General features: G+C 66.5%; 14 protein-coding genes and 1 pseudogene. 8 read left to right on the forward strand and 7 right to left on the reverse strand.

Going from position 1 to position 17,521, the window contains the following annotated elements; translation table 11 throughout:
• Nucleotides 1-16: 16 nt before the first annotated feature.
• Nucleotides 17-2,383, reverse strand: coding sequence for a glycosyl hydrolase family 65 domain-containing protein (locus tag WBB07_RS15950; protein ID WP_526309345.1), 2,367 nt, complete (start codon nt 2,381-2,383; stop codon nt 17-19).
• A complete protein-coding gene (locus WBB07_RS15955) occupies nt 2,380-3,120 on the reverse strand; it encodes a beta-phosphoglucomutase family hydrolase (protein ID WP_526309347.1) in 741 nt (246 codons plus the stop codon). Before WBB07_RS15955 ends, WBB07_RS15950 begins: the two co-directional genes overlap by 4 nt.
• 150 nt (nt 3,121-3,270) lie before the next feature.
• On the opposite strand from WBB07_RS15955, the gene guaA reads away from it, so the two are divergent.
• The 3 genes from guaA to WBB07_RS15970 all read left to right on the forward strand — a co-directional run bounded on the left by guaA (nt 3,271) and on the right by WBB07_RS15970 (nt 7,481).
• A complete protein-coding gene (guaA, locus tag WBB07_RS15960) occupies nt 3,271-4,839 on the forward strand; it encodes a glutamine-hydrolyzing GMP synthase (RefSeq protein ID WP_526309349.1) in 1,569 nt (522 codons plus the stop codon).
• A 330-nt stretch (nt 4,840-5,169) separates the two neighbouring features.
• A complete protein-coding gene (imuA', locus tag WBB07_RS15965; RefSeq protein ID WP_526309351.1) occupies nt 5,170-5,859 on the forward strand; it encodes a DnaE2-dependent mutagenesis accessory factor ImuA' in 690 nt (229 codons plus the stop codon).
• Nucleotides 5,859-7,481, forward strand: coding sequence for a DNA polymerase Y family protein (locus WBB07_RS15970; RefSeq protein ID WP_526309353.1), 1,623 nt, complete (start codon nt 5,859-5,861; stop codon nt 7,479-7,481). Before imuA' ends, WBB07_RS15970 begins: the two co-directional genes overlap by 1 nt.
• Nucleotides 7,482-7,500: 19 nt before the next feature.
• Here WBB07_RS15970 and WBB07_RS15975 read toward each other — a convergent pair whose 3' ends face one another.
• The 3 genes and pseudogenes from WBB07_RS15975 to WBB07_RS15985 all read right to left on the reverse strand — a co-directional run bounded on the left by WBB07_RS15975 (nt 7,501) and on the right by WBB07_RS15985 (nt 10,035).
• Nucleotides 7,501-8,583 (reverse strand): nucleoside hydrolase, encoded by a 1,083-nt coding sequence (locus WBB07_RS15975; RefSeq protein WP_526309355.1) that lies wholly within the window; start codon nt 8,581-8,583, stop codon nt 7,501-7,503.
• 80 nt (nt 8,584-8,663) lie between these two features.
• Nucleotides 8,664-9,160 (reverse strand): annotated as a pseudogene (locus WBB07_RS15980) (SDR family oxidoreductase); the annotation flags it as partial.
• 164 nt (nt 9,161-9,324) lie between these two features.
• The gene (locus tag WBB07_RS15985; protein ID WP_526309408.1) at nt 9,325-10,035 is read right to left on the reverse strand and encodes a histidine phosphatase family protein; all 711 of its coding nucleotides are present in this window, start codon (nt 10,033-10,035) and stop codon (nt 9,325-9,327) included.
• Between the two features lie 133 nt (nt 10,036-10,168).
• Here WBB07_RS15985 and WBB07_RS15990 point away from each other — a divergent pair, with 133 nt between their 5' ends.
• The 4 genes from WBB07_RS15990 to WBB07_RS16005 all read left to right on the forward strand — a co-directional run bounded on the left by WBB07_RS15990 (nt 10,169) and on the right by WBB07_RS16005 (nt 14,771).
• Nucleotides 10,169-11,038 carry a MaoC/PaaZ C-terminal domain-containing protein gene (locus WBB07_RS15990; RefSeq protein ID WP_526309357.1) on the forward strand — a complete coding sequence of 290 codons (870 nt, stop codon included), beginning with the start codon at nt 10,169-10,171 and terminating at the stop codon, nt 11,036-11,038.
• An 86-nt stretch (nt 11,039-11,124) separates the two neighbouring features.
• The gene (locus WBB07_RS15995; RefSeq protein WP_526309359.1) at nt 11,125-12,012 is read left to right on the forward strand and encodes a universal stress protein; all 888 of its coding nucleotides are present in this window, start codon (nt 11,125-11,127) and stop codon (nt 12,010-12,012) included.
• On the forward strand, nt 12,009-13,535 hold the full coding sequence (locus WBB07_RS16000) for an amino acid permease (RefSeq protein ID WP_526309361.1): 1,527 nt from the start codon (nt 12,009-12,011) through the stop codon (nt 13,533-13,535). The genes WBB07_RS15995 and WBB07_RS16000 overlap by 4 nt, the downstream gene beginning before the upstream one ends.
• Nucleotides 13,536-13,577: 42 nt before the next feature.
• The gene (locus WBB07_RS16005; RefSeq protein WP_526309363.1) at nt 13,578-14,771 is read left to right on the forward strand and encodes an enhanced intracellular survival protein Eis; all 1,194 of its coding nucleotides are present in this window, start codon (nt 13,578-13,580) and stop codon (nt 14,769-14,771) included.
• A gap of 1 nt (nt 14,772) precedes the next feature.
• Here the strand turns inward: WBB07_RS16005 and WBB07_RS16010 are convergent, their stop codons facing one another.
• Together WBB07_RS16010 and WBB07_RS16015 are read right to left on the reverse strand one after the other, a co-directional pair.
• On the reverse strand, nt 14,773-15,753 hold the full coding sequence (locus WBB07_RS16010; protein ID WP_526309365.1) for an Acg family FMN-binding oxidoreductase: 981 nt from the start codon (nt 15,751-15,753) through the stop codon (nt 14,773-14,775).
• Nucleotides 15,754-15,893: 140 nt separating this feature from the next.
• Nucleotides 15,894-16,559, reverse strand: a complete 666-nt coding sequence (locus WBB07_RS16015; protein ID WP_526309367.1) for a hypothetical protein — start codon at nt 16,557-16,559, stop codon at nt 15,894-15,896.
• Here WBB07_RS16015 and WBB07_RS16020 point away from each other — a divergent pair.
• A complete protein-coding gene (locus tag WBB07_RS16020; RefSeq protein ID WP_526309369.1) occupies nt 16,509-17,429 on the forward strand; it encodes a LysR family transcriptional regulator in 921 nt (306 codons plus the stop codon). The genes WBB07_RS16015 and WBB07_RS16020 overlap by 51 nt on opposite strands.
• Nucleotides 17,430-17,521 lie beyond the last annotated feature (92 nt).

Genomic DNA, 17,521 nt, shown 5'->3' on the forward strand with positions numbered 1-17,521 from the left:
CTGGTCGGGCCGCAGTTCAGCGGGTCGGGTCGTTGAGCCGTCTGCGCATCGGTTCGCGACCGGGCGGTTGTTTTGGTGTCGGCAGCAGCGGTTCTCGGCGGAAGACGCGCACCCTTGTCGGCTTCTCGGTGTCGAGGTGGAGTTCTTCACCGGCGTGGCGAATGGTCAACTCGCCGTGGGGTCCGTCGCGCAGCGTGTAGGCCACATGGTGGTGGGTCACGTCCACGGTCAAGCGAAATCCACGCCAGCTCAACCGGAATCGCAGCCGGCTGATGCCGTCGGGTAGATGCGGGTTCAGTGACAAGAAGCCCTCGTCGTCGCGGAGCCCACCGAATCCGGCGACCAGCGCCGTCCACCCGCCGGCCAGCGACGCCATGTGCAGGCCGTCGCGGGTGTTGTGGTGCAGGTTGCGCAGGTCGATCAACGCCGCTTCGTAGGTGTAGTCGTGGGCGAGCTCGAGATGTCCGACGTCGGCACACATCACGGCCTGGGTACATGCAGACAGTGACGAGTCCCGAGTGGTCCGGCGTTCGTAGTAGTCGACGTTGTGGGCCTTCTGTTCCTCGGTGAATGCGTGGCTTTGCCATTGCATCGCCAGGACCAGGTCGGCCTGTTTGACCACTTGGGCGGGATAGAGGCGGACGTAGGCCTCGTTCAGTAGCAGCGGGTATCTGGTGTTGGCGCAGAAATCCCATTCACGCAGCGTGGTGAAACCGTCGTGCTGTTGGTGCACACCGAGTTCGGCGTCGAAGGGCAGGTGCGCCGCGTCGGCGGCGTCACGCCATGCAGCGGTCTCCTCGTTGGTCACGCCCAAATCCAGTGCGGCATCGGGATGTCGCAGACAGGCCTGGGCGGCGCCCCGCAGATTACCTGCGGCCATCAGATTCGTGAACACGTTGTCGCGGACCACCGCGGTGTATTCGTCGGGGCCGGTGACACCGTCGAGGTGCCAGGTCCCGTGCCGGTCGTGGTGCCCCAGCGACATCCACAGCCGCGCGGTCTCGACCAGTACGGCAAAACCGCAGTCCCGTTCCAGCGAGTCATCGCCGGTGACCAGTCGGTAGCGCTCGAACGCCATGGCGATATCGGCGTTGACGTGCCAGGCCGCGGTACCTGCCGGCCAGTACGCCGAACACTCCTCGCCGCTGATGGTGCGCCAGGGGAATGCGGCGCCGTTCAGGCCGAGCTGTTGAGCACGGTCTTTGGCGAGGTCGAGAGTTGTTGCCCGCCAGCGCAACGCGTCAGCGGCTGCCGTCGGCACCGTGTAGGTGAGCACCGGCAGCACAAAACCTTCGGTGTCCCAGAAGGCGTGCCCGTCATAGCCGTTGCCCGTCAACCCCTTGCCCGGGATGGCCCGGCGTTCGGCGCGGGCGCTGGCCTGCAGCACGTGGAACAGGCCGAATCGCACCGCCTGCTGGACATCGGCGTCACCTTCGACCTCGACATCGGCACCGTCCCAGAAGGCATCGAGGTATTCGCGCTGGGCATCCAGCAGCCCCTGCCAACCGGCGTAGCGGGCGCCGGCAATGGCGCCGGCGACCTGATCGCGCAGCGCCGGGCGCGACCGCAGACTGGACCAGCCGTATGCCAGGTATTTGACGATGCGCAGCTTCTGGCCCGGTCGGAGCCCGCAGATCACGGTGGTGCGGGCCACGTCCTTGTGGATGTCGGTGCTGCTTTCCACCCGGCCCGGCACGTCGATGTCGTGGTCCATCGCCGCCGCCATCATCAACTTGCTGCCACGGGTCTGATGGACCAGCAGCGCACTGAGATCGGTGTGCTCGTGGTGGATGGGCTCCAAGGGATCTTTCAGCGCCGCGGACACCCGCGGGTCAGCGGAGGTCGGAGGTTGGTCCTCGTTGGTGACCAGTTCGGATTGCACTGTGACACGGACGAACTCGCCGACTGCTTCGACGATGTACTCGATGGCCGCGACACTGCGGTGCACCAGCGAAACCAGCCGTGTCGAATGCACCTTCACCTGCTTGCCGGCGGGGGAGCGCCAGTGCGCGTCCCGGGTCAGGGTGCCCGACTGGAGGTCCAGGACCCGTTCGTGGCCGAGCAGTTCGCCGTAGCGCACGTCGAACGGTTCGTCGTCGACCAGCAGTCGCAGGATCTTGCCGTTGGTGACGTTGACCAGGGTCTGGCCCGCCTCCGGATAGCCGAATCCGGCCTCCGCGTAGGGCAGTGGCCGGGTCTCGAAGAAGGAGTTCAAGTAGGTCCCCGGCAAGCCGTGGGGTTCGCCTTCGTCGAGGTTGCCGCGTAACCCGAGGTGCCCGTTGGACAGCGCGAACAGCGACTCGGCCTCGTCGAGCAGATCAAAATCGAGTTGGGTCTCCCGGATCTGCCAGGGTTCGACGGGGAAGACGTCCTGGCTGATCATGGGGTGGGCTCCTTCAACAGCTCGGCGAGATCGGCTACGACGATGTCGGCGCCGTGCGCACGCAGCGCGTCGGCCTGGTGGCGGCGGTCCACTCCCACGACAACGCCGAAGTCACCCGCCCGGCCGGCTTCGACGCCGGCGAGCGCGTCCTCGTAGACGGCGGCGGCTGCTGCCGGGGTGTCGAGCAGTTGGGCGGCCCGCAGGAACGAATCCGGTGCCGGCTTGCCCGGGAGGTTCTCCTGGCGCATGGTCACGCCGTCGACTCGTACGTCGACATATCGGTCCAGCCCGGTGAGGCCCAGCACCTCCTCGGTGTTGGAACTCGACGACACCACTGCGACGGCAAAACCGGCGGCGCTGACGGCTTCGAGATAGCGGCGTGAGCCTTCGAAGACCATCACCCCCTCGGTGTGCAGCGTGTGCTGGAACAACTCGTTCTTGCGGTTGCCGAGGCCGTGCACGGTCTCGGCGTCGGGGGTGTCGTCGGGTCGGCCGTCGGGCAGGGTGATACCTCGGCTGGTCAGAAACGATCGCACGCCGTCGTCGCGCTTCTTGCCGTCGATGTAGGTGAGGTAGTCGCTGTCGGGGTCGAAAGGCAGGTAGCCGTCCCCGGAACGTGCCTGTAGGTAGGCGTCGAACATCCGGGTCCACGCCGTGGTGTGCACACTGGCGGTGTCGGTGAGCACACCGTCGAGATCGAACAGGCAGGTTCGTACGTTCTCGGGTAATCCGAACACGACTACACCCTTACCCGATCGGGGCGCTCGGTATGTCGGGATGGCGAAGGCCGGTGGTTCGGAAACCTGGAGAAGGTCCCGCGGTCCGCCAGTTCCCTCTCGAATCCCTCTCGAATCGTCGGAGGGTTTTCGGGTCACTAGACTGTCCCGGTGGCAGCTCACTCCTCTTCGTCACCGCGCCCGGTGCTGGTCATCGACTTCGGTGCTCAGTACGCCCAGCTGATCGCCCGCCGCGTGCGTGAGGCGCGGGTGTTTTCCGAGGTCCTTCCGCACACCGCGACGGTCGAGGACATCAAGGCCAAGGATCCGCTGGCGATCGTGCTGTCGGGCGGCCCGTCCAGTGTGTACGCCGAAGGCGCCCCGCAGCTGGACCCCGCGTTGTTCGACCTCGATGTGCCGGTGTTCGGTATCTGTTATGGCTTCCAGGCGATGGCGCAGGCGCTCGGCGGGACGGTGGCGAACACCGGCACCAGTGAGTACGGCCGCACCGAACTGAAAGTTGTTGGCGGCGAGTTGCATTCGGGTTTGCCTGAGATGCAGCCGGTCTGGATGAGCCATGGCGACGCGGTCACCGAGGCGCCGGAAGGTTTCGAGATCGTCGCCAGTTCCGAGGGTGCGCCGGTGGCGGGCTTCGAGAACCGGGCACGACGGCTGGCCGGGGTGCAGTACCACCCCGAAGTGCTGCACAGCCCGCATGGCCAGCAGGTGCTGAGCCGGTTCCTGCACGAGTTCGCGGGGATCGGTGCCAAGTGGACGGCGGCCAATATCGCCGAAACCTTGATCGAGCAGGTGCGGTCTCAGATCGGTGAGGGTCGTGCCATCTGCGGACTGTCCGGCGGTGTCGACTCCGCGGTGGCCGCGGCGCTGGTGCAGCGCGCCATCGGTGACCGGCTGACCTGTGTGTTTGTCGATCATGGCCTGTTGCGTTCCGGGGAACGGGATCAGGTGCAACGCGATTTTGTGGCGTCCACCGGAGCCAACCTGGTGACCGTGGATGTGGAGGACAGGTTCCTCGAAGCCCTGTCCGGTGTCACCGACCCGGAGGGCAAGCGCAAGATCATCGGCCGGGAGTTCATCCGGGCGTTCGAGGGCGCGGTGCGTGACGTGGTCGCCGATGGCGGCCCGGAGGTCGATTTCCTGGTGCAGGGCACGTTGTATCCCGACGTCGTGGAATCCGGCGGTGGTACCGGAACCGCAAACATCAAGAGCCACCACAACGTGGGCGGTCTGCCCGACGACTTGAAGTTCAAGCTCGTCGAGCCGCTGCGGTTGCTGTTCAAGGACGAGGTGCGCGCCGTTGGTCGCGAACTCGGACTGCCGGAGGAAATCGTTGGGCGCCAACCGTTCCCGGGTCCGGGTCTGGGTATCCGGATCGTCGGCGAGGTCACCGGTCCGCGGTTGGACACCCTGCGCCGGGCCGACGCCATTGCCCGCGAGGAGCTGACCGCCGCCGGTCAGGACAGCCATATCTGGCAGTGCCCGGTGGTGCTGCTGGCCGACGTGCGCTCGGTGGGCGTGCAGGGTGACGGCCGCACCTACGGGCACCCGATCGTGCTGCGCCCGGTGTCCAGCGAGGACGCCATGACCGCGGACTGGACCCGGGTGCCGTATGAGGTGCTGGAACGGATCTCGACGCGGATCACCAACGAGGTTCCGGAGGTCAATCGGGTGGTCCTTGACATCACCAGCAAGCCGCCGGGCACCATCGAATGGGAGTGACCCGCTCGGCGATTTCCCGCTGAGCTCAGCGGGCAGCTGAGCGACCGGCGACTCGATCGGCGCTGACGGCATCTCGCCCTCGCGGCATCGAGGTTTTTCGGTCCGGGCTTTCTCGAGCACTGGCGCGCGCCGATTTCAGGTTCGGCACCATCCCCAGCGGCCTGGGAAACGGCGGGGTTTTGTCGTGCGGTGACATCCCGTGAATCTCACTGGCCCCACCCGTTGGCAGGCGTCTCGGTCGGCTTGATTCTGTCGGTGGCTGGGTGTTTACTCGCCATGTCGAACAAGAGTTCGAATGCTCGGGATGGTGGCCCAGTGGGGAGGTGTGTGGTGACGACGGCGGTTTCGCCTCTTCATGCCGGTGCTGAGCGCGCTGAGCTGCTCAAACAGCTGCGCAGTCAGATCGCGGGCGTGTCCGGGAAGGTGGGGTCGAGTCGGCGTGCTCAGCCGGCTGATTTGGGGTCCGTTGATCCGCTACCGGCCTCGGAAAGTTTGCTACCGGTGCCTGAATCGCTGGCTGAGCTGCTCCCGGCTGGGTTGCCGCGAGGGGTGGTCGCGGTGTTGACCGGTGCCCGATCGCTGCCGCTGAGCATGGCGGCCGCGGTGACCGCCCGCGGGGGGCACGTGGCGATCGTCGGACATCCCGATGTCGGGCTCCTGGCCGCGGTGGAGATGGGTGCGGACCTGAGCAGGCTGGCCGTGATCCCCGATCCCGGCACCGATCCGGTGGAAGTGGCCGCCGTGTTGATGGACGGCATGGATCTGGTGGTACTCGGGCTGAACGGCAGATCGGTTGCGCCCACTCGGGCGCGTGCGGTGACGGCCAGGGCTCAGCACAAAGGTTGCACCCTGCTGGCCACCGGAGGGGACTGGCCGGGGGCATCGATGCGGTTGGAGGCGCGGGTGCGCGGTTATGAGACGACGGTCGGATCGGTGCCCGGACGCGGGCGCATCGGCAGGGTCCAGTTGGCGTTCCGCGGTTCCGGTCGTGGTGCGCGGTCCCGATCGTTGGCGGGCTGATGGCCGGGTCGCGTTCTCCTTCGCGGGTGCTGGCGATCTGGTGCATGGATTGGCCCGCGGTGGCGGCGGCGCACTCGGCAGAGCTGCCTGCCACGGCGCCGGTCGCTGTCACGCTGGCCAACCGGGTGATTGCGTGCTCGGCGGCGGCCCGGGCAGTTGGGGTCAAGCGGATGTTGCGCCGCAGGGAAGCGCAGGCGCGTTGTCCGGAGCTGCATGTCGTGACCGCCGACCCCGCGCGTGATGCCAGGTACTTCGAGGAGGTGACGGTCGCCGTCGACGCGTTGGTGCCGCAGGCGGAGGTGCTGCGACCAGGGCTGCTGGTGCTCTCGGTGCGTGGTGCCGCGCGGTTCTTCGGCTCCGAGGAATCCGCCGCGGAACGGCTGGTCGACGCTGTGGCGGCCGGCGGCGCCGAATGCCAGATCGGGATCGCCGATCAACTTCCCACCGCGGTGTTCGCCGCCAGGACGGGCCGCATCATCGTCCCCGGTGCAGACGCCGAGTTCCTGTCCGCACTGTCGATCCGCCAGCTGGCCGCCGAACCCAGTCTTTCCTCACCGGGGCGGGTGGATCTGGCGGACCTGCTGTGGCGCATGGGAGTCAAGACTTTTGGACAGTTCGCGGAACTGTCTCGAAGTGATGTTGCCTCCCGGTTCGGGGCCGACGCCGTTCTCGCTCACCGGCTTGTGCTGGCAGAGCCCATGCGGGGCCCGTCCGGTCAGGAGCCGCCACCGGAGCTGACAGCCGTCATGAGCTGCGACCCGCCGATCGACCGGGTGGACGCGGCGGCGTTTGCGGGCCGGTCGTTGTCCAGCGAGCTGCACCGCAACCTGCAATCTTCCGGAGTGGGCTGCACCCGGTTGGGCATCAGCGCGGTGACAGCCAATGGTGAAGAGCTGGAACGGGTCTGGCGATGTGCAGAACCGTTGACCGAGGACGCCACCGCCGACCGGATCCGCTGGCAGCTCGACGGCTGGTTGAACCGGCGCAATCCCGGTGATCGGCCCAGCGCTCCGATCATCCAGCTGCGGCTGGAACCGGTGGAGGTGATCACGGCGGGGGCGCTACAGCTGCCGTTGTGGGGCGGGCTGGGGGAGGAGGACCGGCTGCGGGCCCGGCGGGCGTTGGTGCGGGTTCAAGGTTTGCTCGGCCCTGAGGCGGTGCGGATCCCGGTCCTCAGCGGCGGGCGTGGTCCGATCGAACGGATCACGCTGACGCCCTTCGGTGATGAGTTGGTACCCAGGGCAGACCCGACCCAGCCATGGCCAGGTCAGTTGCCGGAGCCCTCTCCCACCGTGGTTCTCGATGAACCGGTGGAACTGCTCGACGCCCACGGTGATCCGGTGCGCGTCACCAGTCGCGGTCTGTTCAGTGCCGACCCGGTCCGGCTGGACGCCCCCGCTGCGCCAGGCGTGAGGACCGGATCGTTTCGTGGAGATCTGCAGTGGTGGGCGGGTCCGTGGCCGGTTGACGAGCGGTGGTGGGACCCGCAGGCAGCATCGGCGGGACGCACCGCGCGGGTGCAGGTCTTGTTGGAAAGTGACGCCCGGGCTGTCGATTCCGCCCGGGCGTTGCTGTTGTGTTATCGACGCCGGCGCTGGTATGTGGAGGGGGTATATGAATAGTTGTGTGTGACTGCTGGACTCAGGGGAGGTGGCCGGCCGCTCCCCCGAGGGAGCGTGCGAACCGGCCGACCCGTTCGGTGAACCGATCGAAGAACACCGTCGGATTCACCTCGATGCCGATCAACGCATTGTGTTCGCGCCCCCAGATACCGGTCCAGTCAGCCACCGTCATACCGCGGGTCAAGGTGCCCACCAATTCCACGTCGATGGTGGCAGGCCTGGTGCGTACCAGGTCGGGATCCAGTGCCACCGCTGCGGCCAGTGGGTCGTGGAGGTGGGCCAGGAATCCCTCACCCTGGTCGTAATGGAATTCGAAGTAGAAGCGCATGGCGTCTTCGAGCACTCGGATCAGCGGATTTGCCGCCGTCGACCGCGTGCCTCTGGTGTCGAGCACACTCATGGTCACAGTGGCCGAACCGGCGGCGGCCGCCAGTCGCGCCAGCCCGCCCGGTGTCATCGCGATGTTCTCGGTTACGTTGAGTCCCAATACGATCGGTAGGTGCCCGGGGGTGTCCAGTCCCCATGCCGCGCTCCACCCGCTGAAGACTTCGGCGGCGGCCTCGGGGTCCACACTTATGTTCCATTCCGCCACCGGGGTGGTGTTGCCCTTGTAGCCGAACGCGCCGCCCATGATCACCAGCCGTCGCAGCAGTCGCGGCAGGCCAGGCTCCTTACGCATCGCCAGCGCCAGGTTGGTCAGCGGGCCGGTCACGATCGCGACGAGTTCGCCCGGATGCGCGTGGGCAGCCCGTACCCACGCCTGGGCGGCGTCCTGATCGGTGAGACGACGTTCGGTGGGCGGTAAGTCGGCGTACCCCAAGCCCTTCGGCCCGTGGGTGTCCTCGGCGGTACGCAGCGGCGTCGCCAGAGGGTGCGGGGCGCCGGAAGACACCGGAATATCGTCGGCGCCGCAGAGCTCGAGCAGGCCCAGATTGTTCTCGGACACCTGATCCACCGGGACATTGCCACCCGTCGATGCGATCCCGACGATCTCGATACCGTCGGTCGCCATCAAATAGGCCAGTGCCATCGCATCGTCGATCCCGGTGTCGACATCGACGAAAACCGGGGTGCGATCCGCCGATTCGGCCTCCGTCGTCATGCCGCAGACCCTACCGTCCGACCCCCTGCGGAGCGGTGCACCAAAACGTGAGTTGGTTCATGGTGTCGCCTCCGTGGGTCTCACCAGTGCACGCCGGGAACCATCCGTACGACCCGCTTGACCGGGTGTGGCACCCGCACCTGCAGCGCACTGCGCTGCGGGCGCGCGGGCCGGCGGGGGTGGCGCTCCGGCGCGGGGACTCCGCGGGCTGCCGCCGAGTCCGGATAACCCAGATACAGCTGATGCAGCGCCCGGCGCGACAACGTCTGCGCCAGATACCGGCCCGCATGTGGATGGTGGTGAACGTCACGTGATCGGAGAGCGTCTCCGCGGACTACCACCTCGGCGAACGTGTCGAGTGCCGCTTTGCTCGGCAGGTAGGCCGAACATCGTGGCGAGCTGTCCTGGACCCGGCGCTGGACACGTTGACAACGTGGCCGAACCGGCGTTGCGGCCAGTGTGGCAGCAACGCCAACACCATCCGGGCCGCGCCGAAGCAGTTCACTGCCATGACTTGTTCGTAGTCGTGGAACCGGTCGGTGGACGCGCCGACGGAGCGGCGGATCGACCGGCCGGATCAACGAGACCGGCGGCAGCAGAACCCGGACCTCGGCGCCGGGATCAGAGCGCAGGATCTCGGAGATGACACGGCGGCCGATGAACCCGTACCGCCGGTAACGACATGGCGCATGGCAGCCACCGCCTTGTTTCACTATCCGTCCAGTGCCGGTTTCGGTGATCTCATTCCGGGGTCACGCCATCCCAGCTGACCAGCCGCCACCCGGACACCGGATTGCCCTCGATCACCACTTGGCCGACATTGGGCAGGGGATGGTTCCACAGCAGCTTGTCGTCGGGGTTGACGACGTTCATCTGGGTCCAGGTCATGATCGCCGCCGCGTGGGAAAACGCCACCGCATTGGTGTCGCCGCTGGCGTAGATCTTCTGCACGGCGGCGGTGAACTGCTCGTTGAACTCGTTGCCGTCGACCGAACCGGGGATCCGAGCATCCCGCCGGCCCTGCAACCACTGCGACGGCGCCAGGAAATAGGTGGTGGGGGAGTCGGCTTCGGGTTTGCCCTCGAACCAGCCGGCCGGGATCTCCCGGAGTCCGGGAAGCACCTCGACCTGCTCGCCGAGCTCGTCGGCCAGCGGTGCGGCTGTCTGCTGCGTACGGATCATCGTCGAGGCGTAAATACCGTCGAAGTCTTTGCCTCGCAGCTCATCTGCCACGGAATCGGCTTGCAGCACTCCGTCTGGGGTGATTCCGGGCCCCGGCACCGAGGTGTCGATGAGGCCGGAGGCGTTGCCCTGGGACTCGGCGTGCCGGACAAAGGTCACGGTGATGGACGGCGGTGGCGGCGGTGTCGATCCGCAAGCCCCCAGGAACACCGCGGCGGCCAGCACCATCAACGGTGTCTTGAGGTGGGGCACTTCGCGCCGCCTTCCCAGATCGACTTCCTGGGACACCGTACCGATGAGTTCGCCGGTGCGGGTGCAGATCAGCCCAGTTCCCAGGTTGCGATCAGCGTTGCGGCGCGCGCCCGGTCAGTAGGGTCGGGGTGACCAAACCGAAGGGAACCCCATGACCATCGACCCGACGGCCATCGGCGCGACGGCCGACCCCCAGGTCTTCGAGTGGACCGACCGCGACACCATGCTCTATGCGCTCGGTGTCGGCTGCGGCACTGCTGATCTGGCGTTCACCACCGACAACAGCCACGACATCACCCAGCAGGTGTTGCCCACCTATGCCGTCGTCGCATGCATCGGCTTCCCGGCGCTGGGAAAGATCGGTGAATTCAACTTCGGGATGCTGCTGCACGGTTCTCAACGGATCGAGCTGGCAAAACCGCTGCCGCCGGCCGGCAAGCTCATCGTCACCTCCGAGGTGGCCGACATCCAGGACAAGGGCGAGGGTAAGAACGCCATCGTCGCGGTGCGGGCCCGGGGCGCCGACCCGGCCACCGACGAGGTGATGGTGGAGACGGTGGCGACGTTTGTCATCCGTGGTGCCGGCGGCTTCGGCGGCGAACCGGGAACGCGGCCGACAGCGCCGGAAGTGCCGGACCGCGAGGCAGATTCGCGGACCACGATGCCCACCCGCGACGACCAGGCGCTGATCTACCGGCTCTCCGGTGACCGCAACCCACTGCACAGCGACCCGTGGTTCGCGCAGAACCTGGCCGGCTTTCCGAAACCGATCCTGCATGGGCTGTGTACCTACGGATTTGCCGGTCGTGCCCTGGTCGCCGATCTCGGTGGTGGCGACGCCGCCCGGATCACCGGGATCTCGGCCCGGTTCACCTCACCCGTCTTCCCCGGGGAGGTGCTCACCACCTCGATCTGGAGGACCGAGCCCGGACAGGCGGCGTTCACCACCGAGGCCGCCGGCCCTGATGGGTCCAATGCCCGGCTGGTGCTCCAGGACGGGGTAGCCATGTTCACGGTCTGACGCCGAATCGCCTCCCATATCGCGATGTTCCGGCAGGATGAGCGGCGGACGAGACCGCGTGGTTTCGAGAAGGCGGTGGGACGCGGATGAGACTCATCGTTGGCTATCTCGCCACCCCGAGCGGGGACGACGGGCTGGCCCTTGGAATCCGGCTGGCGCGGACGCTCGGCGCGGCATTGGATCTGTGCATCGTGCTGCCCCCCGACCGGGTGTTGCCCGGGTTGGTCACTGTCGGCGGGTACGAAGACATCCTGGCCGGTCAAGCCCGGGCGTGGCTCGACGCCGCCGCCGCGACGGTGCCCGACGACGTCGAAGTCGCCACCCACATCAGTTTCAACGAGTCCTTTGCCGCCGGGTTGATCGAGGAGGCGGCCCGGCTGGGTGCCGAGGCGATTGTTGTCGGCGCTGCCGGTGACGGCCTGATCGGCCGGTATTGGATCGGGACGGTGACCGGAGAGTTGCTGCATTCGGCTCCGGTGCCACTTGCGCTGGCGCCACGCGGAACCCGGCACTCCAAAGTCGAGAGGGTCCGGGAGGTCACCTGTGCGCTGGGCCGCCGCCAGGGTGCCGATCTGTTGTTGACGACGGCCGTGCGGGCCAGCAGCGCCGCGGGAGCCCCGTTGCGGCTGGTGTCGCTGGTGTCGCTGGACCCGATGTTCGGCACGCTGCGCGGGGACACCGACGCGGTGCGCGACCGGGCGCTGGAGCACGCACGCCAGACTCTGGACGCTGCGAAATCCGAATTGCCCGAGGACTTTCCGGTCACTTCCACAATCGTCGACGGACCGTCTGTCGAGGCGGCGGTCAACAAACTCGACTGGCACGACGGCGACCTGATCATGGTCGGCTCCAGCAGGCTCGGGGCGCCCCGCAGGCTGTTCCTCGGCTCGACTGCGGCGAAGATGTTGCGAGTCCTGGAGGTGCCGATGGTGGTCGTGCCCCGCGAGCAGCTCGGTGAGGAGGATCTGCCATGACCGACAAATCACCCGAAGACCAGCTGCACCGGGTCGAGGAGGAAGCCGGACTGGTCGCCAAAGGACTAGCTTCGGGAAAGGTCGGCACGTTCTCCGGCGCCATTCTCGGAATCTCTTCGGTGGCACCCGGTTACACCCTGACCGCCAGCATCGGGCTGATCGTGGCGGCCGTCGGCCTGAAGATGCCCGCCATCTTCATCGCGGGCTTCATCCCGATGTTCCTCACTGCTTACGCCTACCGGGAACTGAACTCGCGCGCGCCGGACTGTGGCGCGTCGTTCACCTGGTCCACCAAGGCATTCGGGCCCTACATCGGGTGGATGTGCGGGTGGGGCATGGTGATCGCGACCATCATCGTGCTGTCCAACCTCGCGGCGATCGCCGTGGAGTTCTTCTATCTGTTCATCTCGGAACTGGTGGACCGGCCTTCGATCGCCGAACTGGCGTACAACACACCGGTCAACATCGCGAGCACGCTGGCGTTCCTGGGGCTGGCCACGTTCATCGCCAGCCGCGGCATCACCACCAGTGAGAAGGTGCAGTACGTCCTGGTCGGGTTCCAGATGACGGTGCTGGTGGTGTTCGCCGTGGTGGCGATCGCCCATGTGAGCCGTGGCGATGCACCGGCCGGGCTGAGCTTCGACCTGGACTGGTTCAACCCGTTCACCGGTCTGGCGATGGGGGCATTTGTCATCGGTGTCACCGGCTCGATCTTTGCGTTCTGGGGCTGGGACACCTGCCTGACGCTGGGCGAGGAGTCCAAGGACCCGACAAAGGTGCCGGGTCGCGCCGGGTTGCTGTGCGTGGTCTCCATCCTGCTGACGTACCTGCTGGTGGCGGTTGCGGTGATGATGTACGCCGGGGTCGGCGAGAGTGGCCTGGGCCTGGGCAACGACGAAAACGCCGCCAACGTGTTCGGCGCACTCGCGGACCCGGTGCTCGGCGACACGGGTGGTTTGGTGCTGTACCTGGCGGTGTTCGCGTCTTCGGTGGCGAGCTTGCAGACGACGTTCCTGCCGGCCGCCCGCGCGATGCTGGCAATGGGCGCCTACGGTGCGTTTCCGAAGAAGTTCTCGGAGGTGAGCCCGCGTTTCCTCACCCCGTCGTTCAGCACCGCGGTGGCCGGGGCGGTCACCGGTATCTTCTACACCACGGTGAGCGTGCTGTCGGAATCGGTCCTGCTGGATACGATTGCCGCGCTTGGCATCATGATCTGCTGGTATTACGGCATCACCGCATTCGCCTGCGTCTGGTACTTCCGCAGAGAACTGTTCACGAATGCGCACAACATCGTTTTCAAGTTCCTGTTCCCACTGTTGGGTGGGCTGATCCTGGCAGCGGTGTTTGTCATCTCGGTCAAAGAGAGCATGAACCCGGACAACGGCAGCGGCGCCTCCATCGGCGGCATCGGGTTGGTGTTCTTCCTGGGCTTCGGGTTGCTGTTGCTCGGGGCGGTGCTGATGCTTGTGATGCGGACCCGCAGCCCGGACTTCTTCGCCGGGCGCACCATCAGCAGAGATTAATTCGGTTGGGCTCCTCCCGGGCCGTGTGGCAGTGTGGTTCGGGTGAGCCAATGGTCGGTACGGTCGGCAACCGATGGTGATCAGCCGGCGATGTCCCAGCTGGCTGCAACATGTTTCGGCGAGTACACGCACCCCGAGGCCCGTCGCCCGTGGCAGCTGATGGTCGCCGCGAACGGGTGGATGGTCGTCGACGACGGTGACGACATCGTGGGGATGGCTTGTTACCTCGACCTGCAACTCACCGTTCCCGGCGGAGTGCCCCTGCCCGCGGCCGGTGTGTCGGCCGTTGCGGTGGCACCCACCCACCGGCGTCGCGGCGTGCTGCGGGCCATGTACGACGAGCTGCATGACCGGGTGGCGCGCGCCGGCTATCCGATTGCGGCGCTGACGGCCAGCGAGGGTGGCATCTACGGCCGGTTCGGCTATGGCCCGGCCACCATCGAACGGGGACTGGCGGTCCAGCGGCGGTTCGCCGAGATACACGCGGACGTGCCCGATACCGGTCAGGTGCGGCTGGTGCAGCCGCGTGAGCATCGAGAACAGTTCCTCGACATCTATGAGCGGTGGCGGCGCGTCACCCCGGGCGGGCTGGCTTGCCCGGAGACGCTGTGGGATGACGTGCTGCTCGACCGGGATTCCGACCGGGGTGGGGCCAGCGCCTGGTTCGGCCTGCTGCATCCCGACGGCTTTGCGATGTACCGGGTGCGGCACGGAGAAACCTCGACGGCGCGCGTCGAAGCCATGAGGGTACTGACGCCGGAGGCGCACGCCGCGCTGTGGCGCGTGCTTCTGGGGTTGGATCTGATGGATCAGGTGCTCATCGACACCCATCCAGGCGACCCACTGCCGTACCTACTCGTCGACACCCGGCAGGCAAAGACCACGTCGCAGGTGGATGCGCTGTGGTTGCGGATCATGGACGTGCCGGCCTGCCTGACCGCCCGGCGGTATCGGGCCGACATCTCCGTCGTGCTGGACGTTGTCGATCAGTTCCGCTCCGATGGCGGCCGATTTGCACTTGATGTGCGCGATGGTGTCGCGCAGTGTGTGCCCACCGACGCACCGGCGGATCTCCAGCTGAACACCGACGTGTTGGGCAGCCTGTATCTGGGCGTGCACAGTGCCTCGGATCTGGCTGCCGCGCACCGGATTCGGTATCGAAACCGCGATCTGCTGCAGCGGGCCGACTTGGCGTTCCGCGGCGAGGTGCCCGCTGCGCTCGGATTCCACTTCTGAGCTAGCGCTGCACCCGCAGGATGTCGCGCAGTTCGCGCCGAGGTGTCATCACCGGGTGCTCGCGGAGTTCGGCGACCCGGCCCACCCTGATGAGAACTTGCGGCACGCCGTGGCGGCCGATCAGTTCGGTGACCACCATGCGCGCGGCAGGCAGCTCGGTCAGATGGCTCACCGTACAGGTGGCCAACCCAGCGGCGGTGCACTCCAACAGCACGGTCGACAGCGCTTCGCCGCAGGCCAGCGCGTCGGCAGGCGTGTCCTCCGGTGTCGAGAGCACAAACACCACCGCCTCGTCACGTTGGCCGGGGCGCCGGGACGCATGGCCGGAGGCGGGGAAGTTGCGGTTGATCGGCACCTGATCGTTGTCGGCGACTCCGTTGAGCAATGCCGGCGGAATGCCTTGATCGAGATCGAATGGGGCTGTCCACCAGTCGAGTTCGGCCTGATACGGCGCGTCCTGGCGCCGGGTCGCCTCGGTGAGGGCCGACGCTTCGATGAGTTCGGGCAGGTATTCGTCCGGTAACACGTCGAGTCGCACGGAGCCGTCGTCGAGCAGGTGGGTGAGCACTGGCACCAGCACGTTGAGACCGTCGGGTGCCAGAAACGGCAATCGGTCGGTGCGGCGGCTCAGAATGGCGCCGGCCCGGGCCCGGGTGGCCGCGGAGACAAATTCGGTGGGCCGGAACTGCACCGTCACCAAGTGGTCGGGCCGGTTGGGGTCGGGGAACCTTTCGACAGCGGTCTGCCAGCCCGACGCGGCGACGGAGACCCGTAGATGATCGAGTGCTGCACCGCAACTGATCAACGCTTCCCTGCCGCCGCGATCTGTGTTGCGGACGATCCGGCTGCGGTCCAGGTGAAGCCGCAGTTGGTCGCCGTCGATCACCCATTGCCAGGGCTGGCTGTTGTGCAGCGAGGGCGCCCGTCCGGCAAGTTCGACGGCTTTCTTGATCAGTTCGATGCTCACCGTCGTCTTGCTCATACCTCTATGGTCGGAGGTTCGCGACGGGCTGGGCAAGGCCGCAAGGTCCCGTGCCTGGAGGACTTCCGGCCCTGCCCGCGACTATTGCCCCCCGGGCGCCGGCACGTCCGCTGACGCTGCTTGTCGTTCGTGGTGTGCGGTCATTCGGGCGTCTTGGTCAGGATCGTGAACAGTTGACTGATCCGGTTGTCGGTGACGAGCGCGACATCAAAACCCGACACGATCGGAGCATCGCTGTCCGGCGCGACGATGTTCCAGGCAAGATATCCGAAGCCCTGCGTCTGGTACACCGGGCCGGCCTCGACAAAAGACAGCCCGGTCAGCTGGTTTTCCTGCAAGGCCACGGCTTTCGACTCGAGCGCGTCCCACCCCACACTGACGTCATCGTCGTCGGTCCAGCGGATATCGGGGCTGTAGGTCCGTTCTATCGCGGCACGGCGCCGGAGCGGGTCGCGTTCGTTGAACACGTGCATGAGGTTGGCAGTCATCAGTTCGTCGATTTTGTCGTTCACCTGCGGTTTCCTCTGCTCTGGAAGGGTGGTTCGATCAATTGTGGTCCTTCCGTCAACCGCTGTCAGTCCGACGGCATGAGCGCTGGTGCGGCGAATTGGGCTGCCTGAGCGGGTCATTCCGTTGCGGGCCTCCAGCGCGTTCCCCGGCAGACCGAAGACGTAGCCGTCGGGGCCGGTGATGACTGTGATCGGCAATATCGATGGAATCCAGATATGAGCGGTTCTGCCACCTAACATGACTTCGTGGAGTTGCGGCAGCTGGAAGTGTTTGTTGCGGTAGCCACCGAGCTGCATTTCGGGCGAGCGGCAGAGAAGCTCCACATCGGTCAGCCGACGCTCAGCGACCTGGTGCGGCGCCTGGAGCGTGAGATGGGCACGCCGTTGCTGAGCCGCACCACCCGTCGGGTGACGCTCACCAGTGCCGGAGCGGAGATGCTGGCGCGGGCGGAATTGATCTTGAACGAGGTTGCCAGTGCCAGGGCGGCCGTACAGCGGGTGGCCGGGGGCGACGCCGGCACGGTCCGGGTGGGAATCACGCCCCTGGCGGCGCCGATTCTTGCCAGACATCTCGGGGAGACCTTCCGGGAGCAGGCGCCCGACGTCGAGGTGGACTTCCAGCGGATGTGGCTGTTCCATCTGCAACGTGCACTCGTCGACGGGGAGATCGATGTCGCGATAACGTGCGGGATCGTTCCCGTTGCACCCCATGTCGTCAGTGATGTAGTCGGTGGTGAGCCGTTGCTGGTGAGTGTGAGATGCGATCATCCGCTCGCCGGCCAGGACGCCATAGACCTGAATGACCTGGCGGGAGAAACGTTTGGTATCCAGAGCGAGGCACTGTTCCCCGCGTGGGTGCTCGCGCAGAACCAGGCCCTCGAATCCGCCGGGATCTCGCCACATTCCGTTGAGTTGACGGACAACCATGTGTCGGCGAGTACCTGGCCGGCGCAGGCTGACGTCGACTGGATCCTCACCACTGGGTCGATCGTGGAACCGGGTATGGCCGCAGTGGTCCGGCCGGTGTTGTCGCCCCGACTGGTGCCGTACATGCTTCAGTGGATGCCCGATCGAGCACCGAATGTGGCCGTCAGCCGGTTTGTCGGTGCCGCGCTCGATCCAGCCGGTGTGCCCCCGGGATGGTCGCCGTTTCCCGACCCCGCGTGACCCGGATATTTGTGTAGGCAAACAGATTCTGTCCGTTTATTGATTGCCGCTGACAATCGCAGTGATTCGACATTCGGTCTTGTTCCCGAGGC

The sequence above is a fragment of the Mycobacterium sp. genome, assembly GCF_049647605.1.
Classification (GTDB): Bacteria; Actinomycetota; Actinomycetes; order Mycobacteriales; family Mycobacteriaceae; genus Mycobacterium.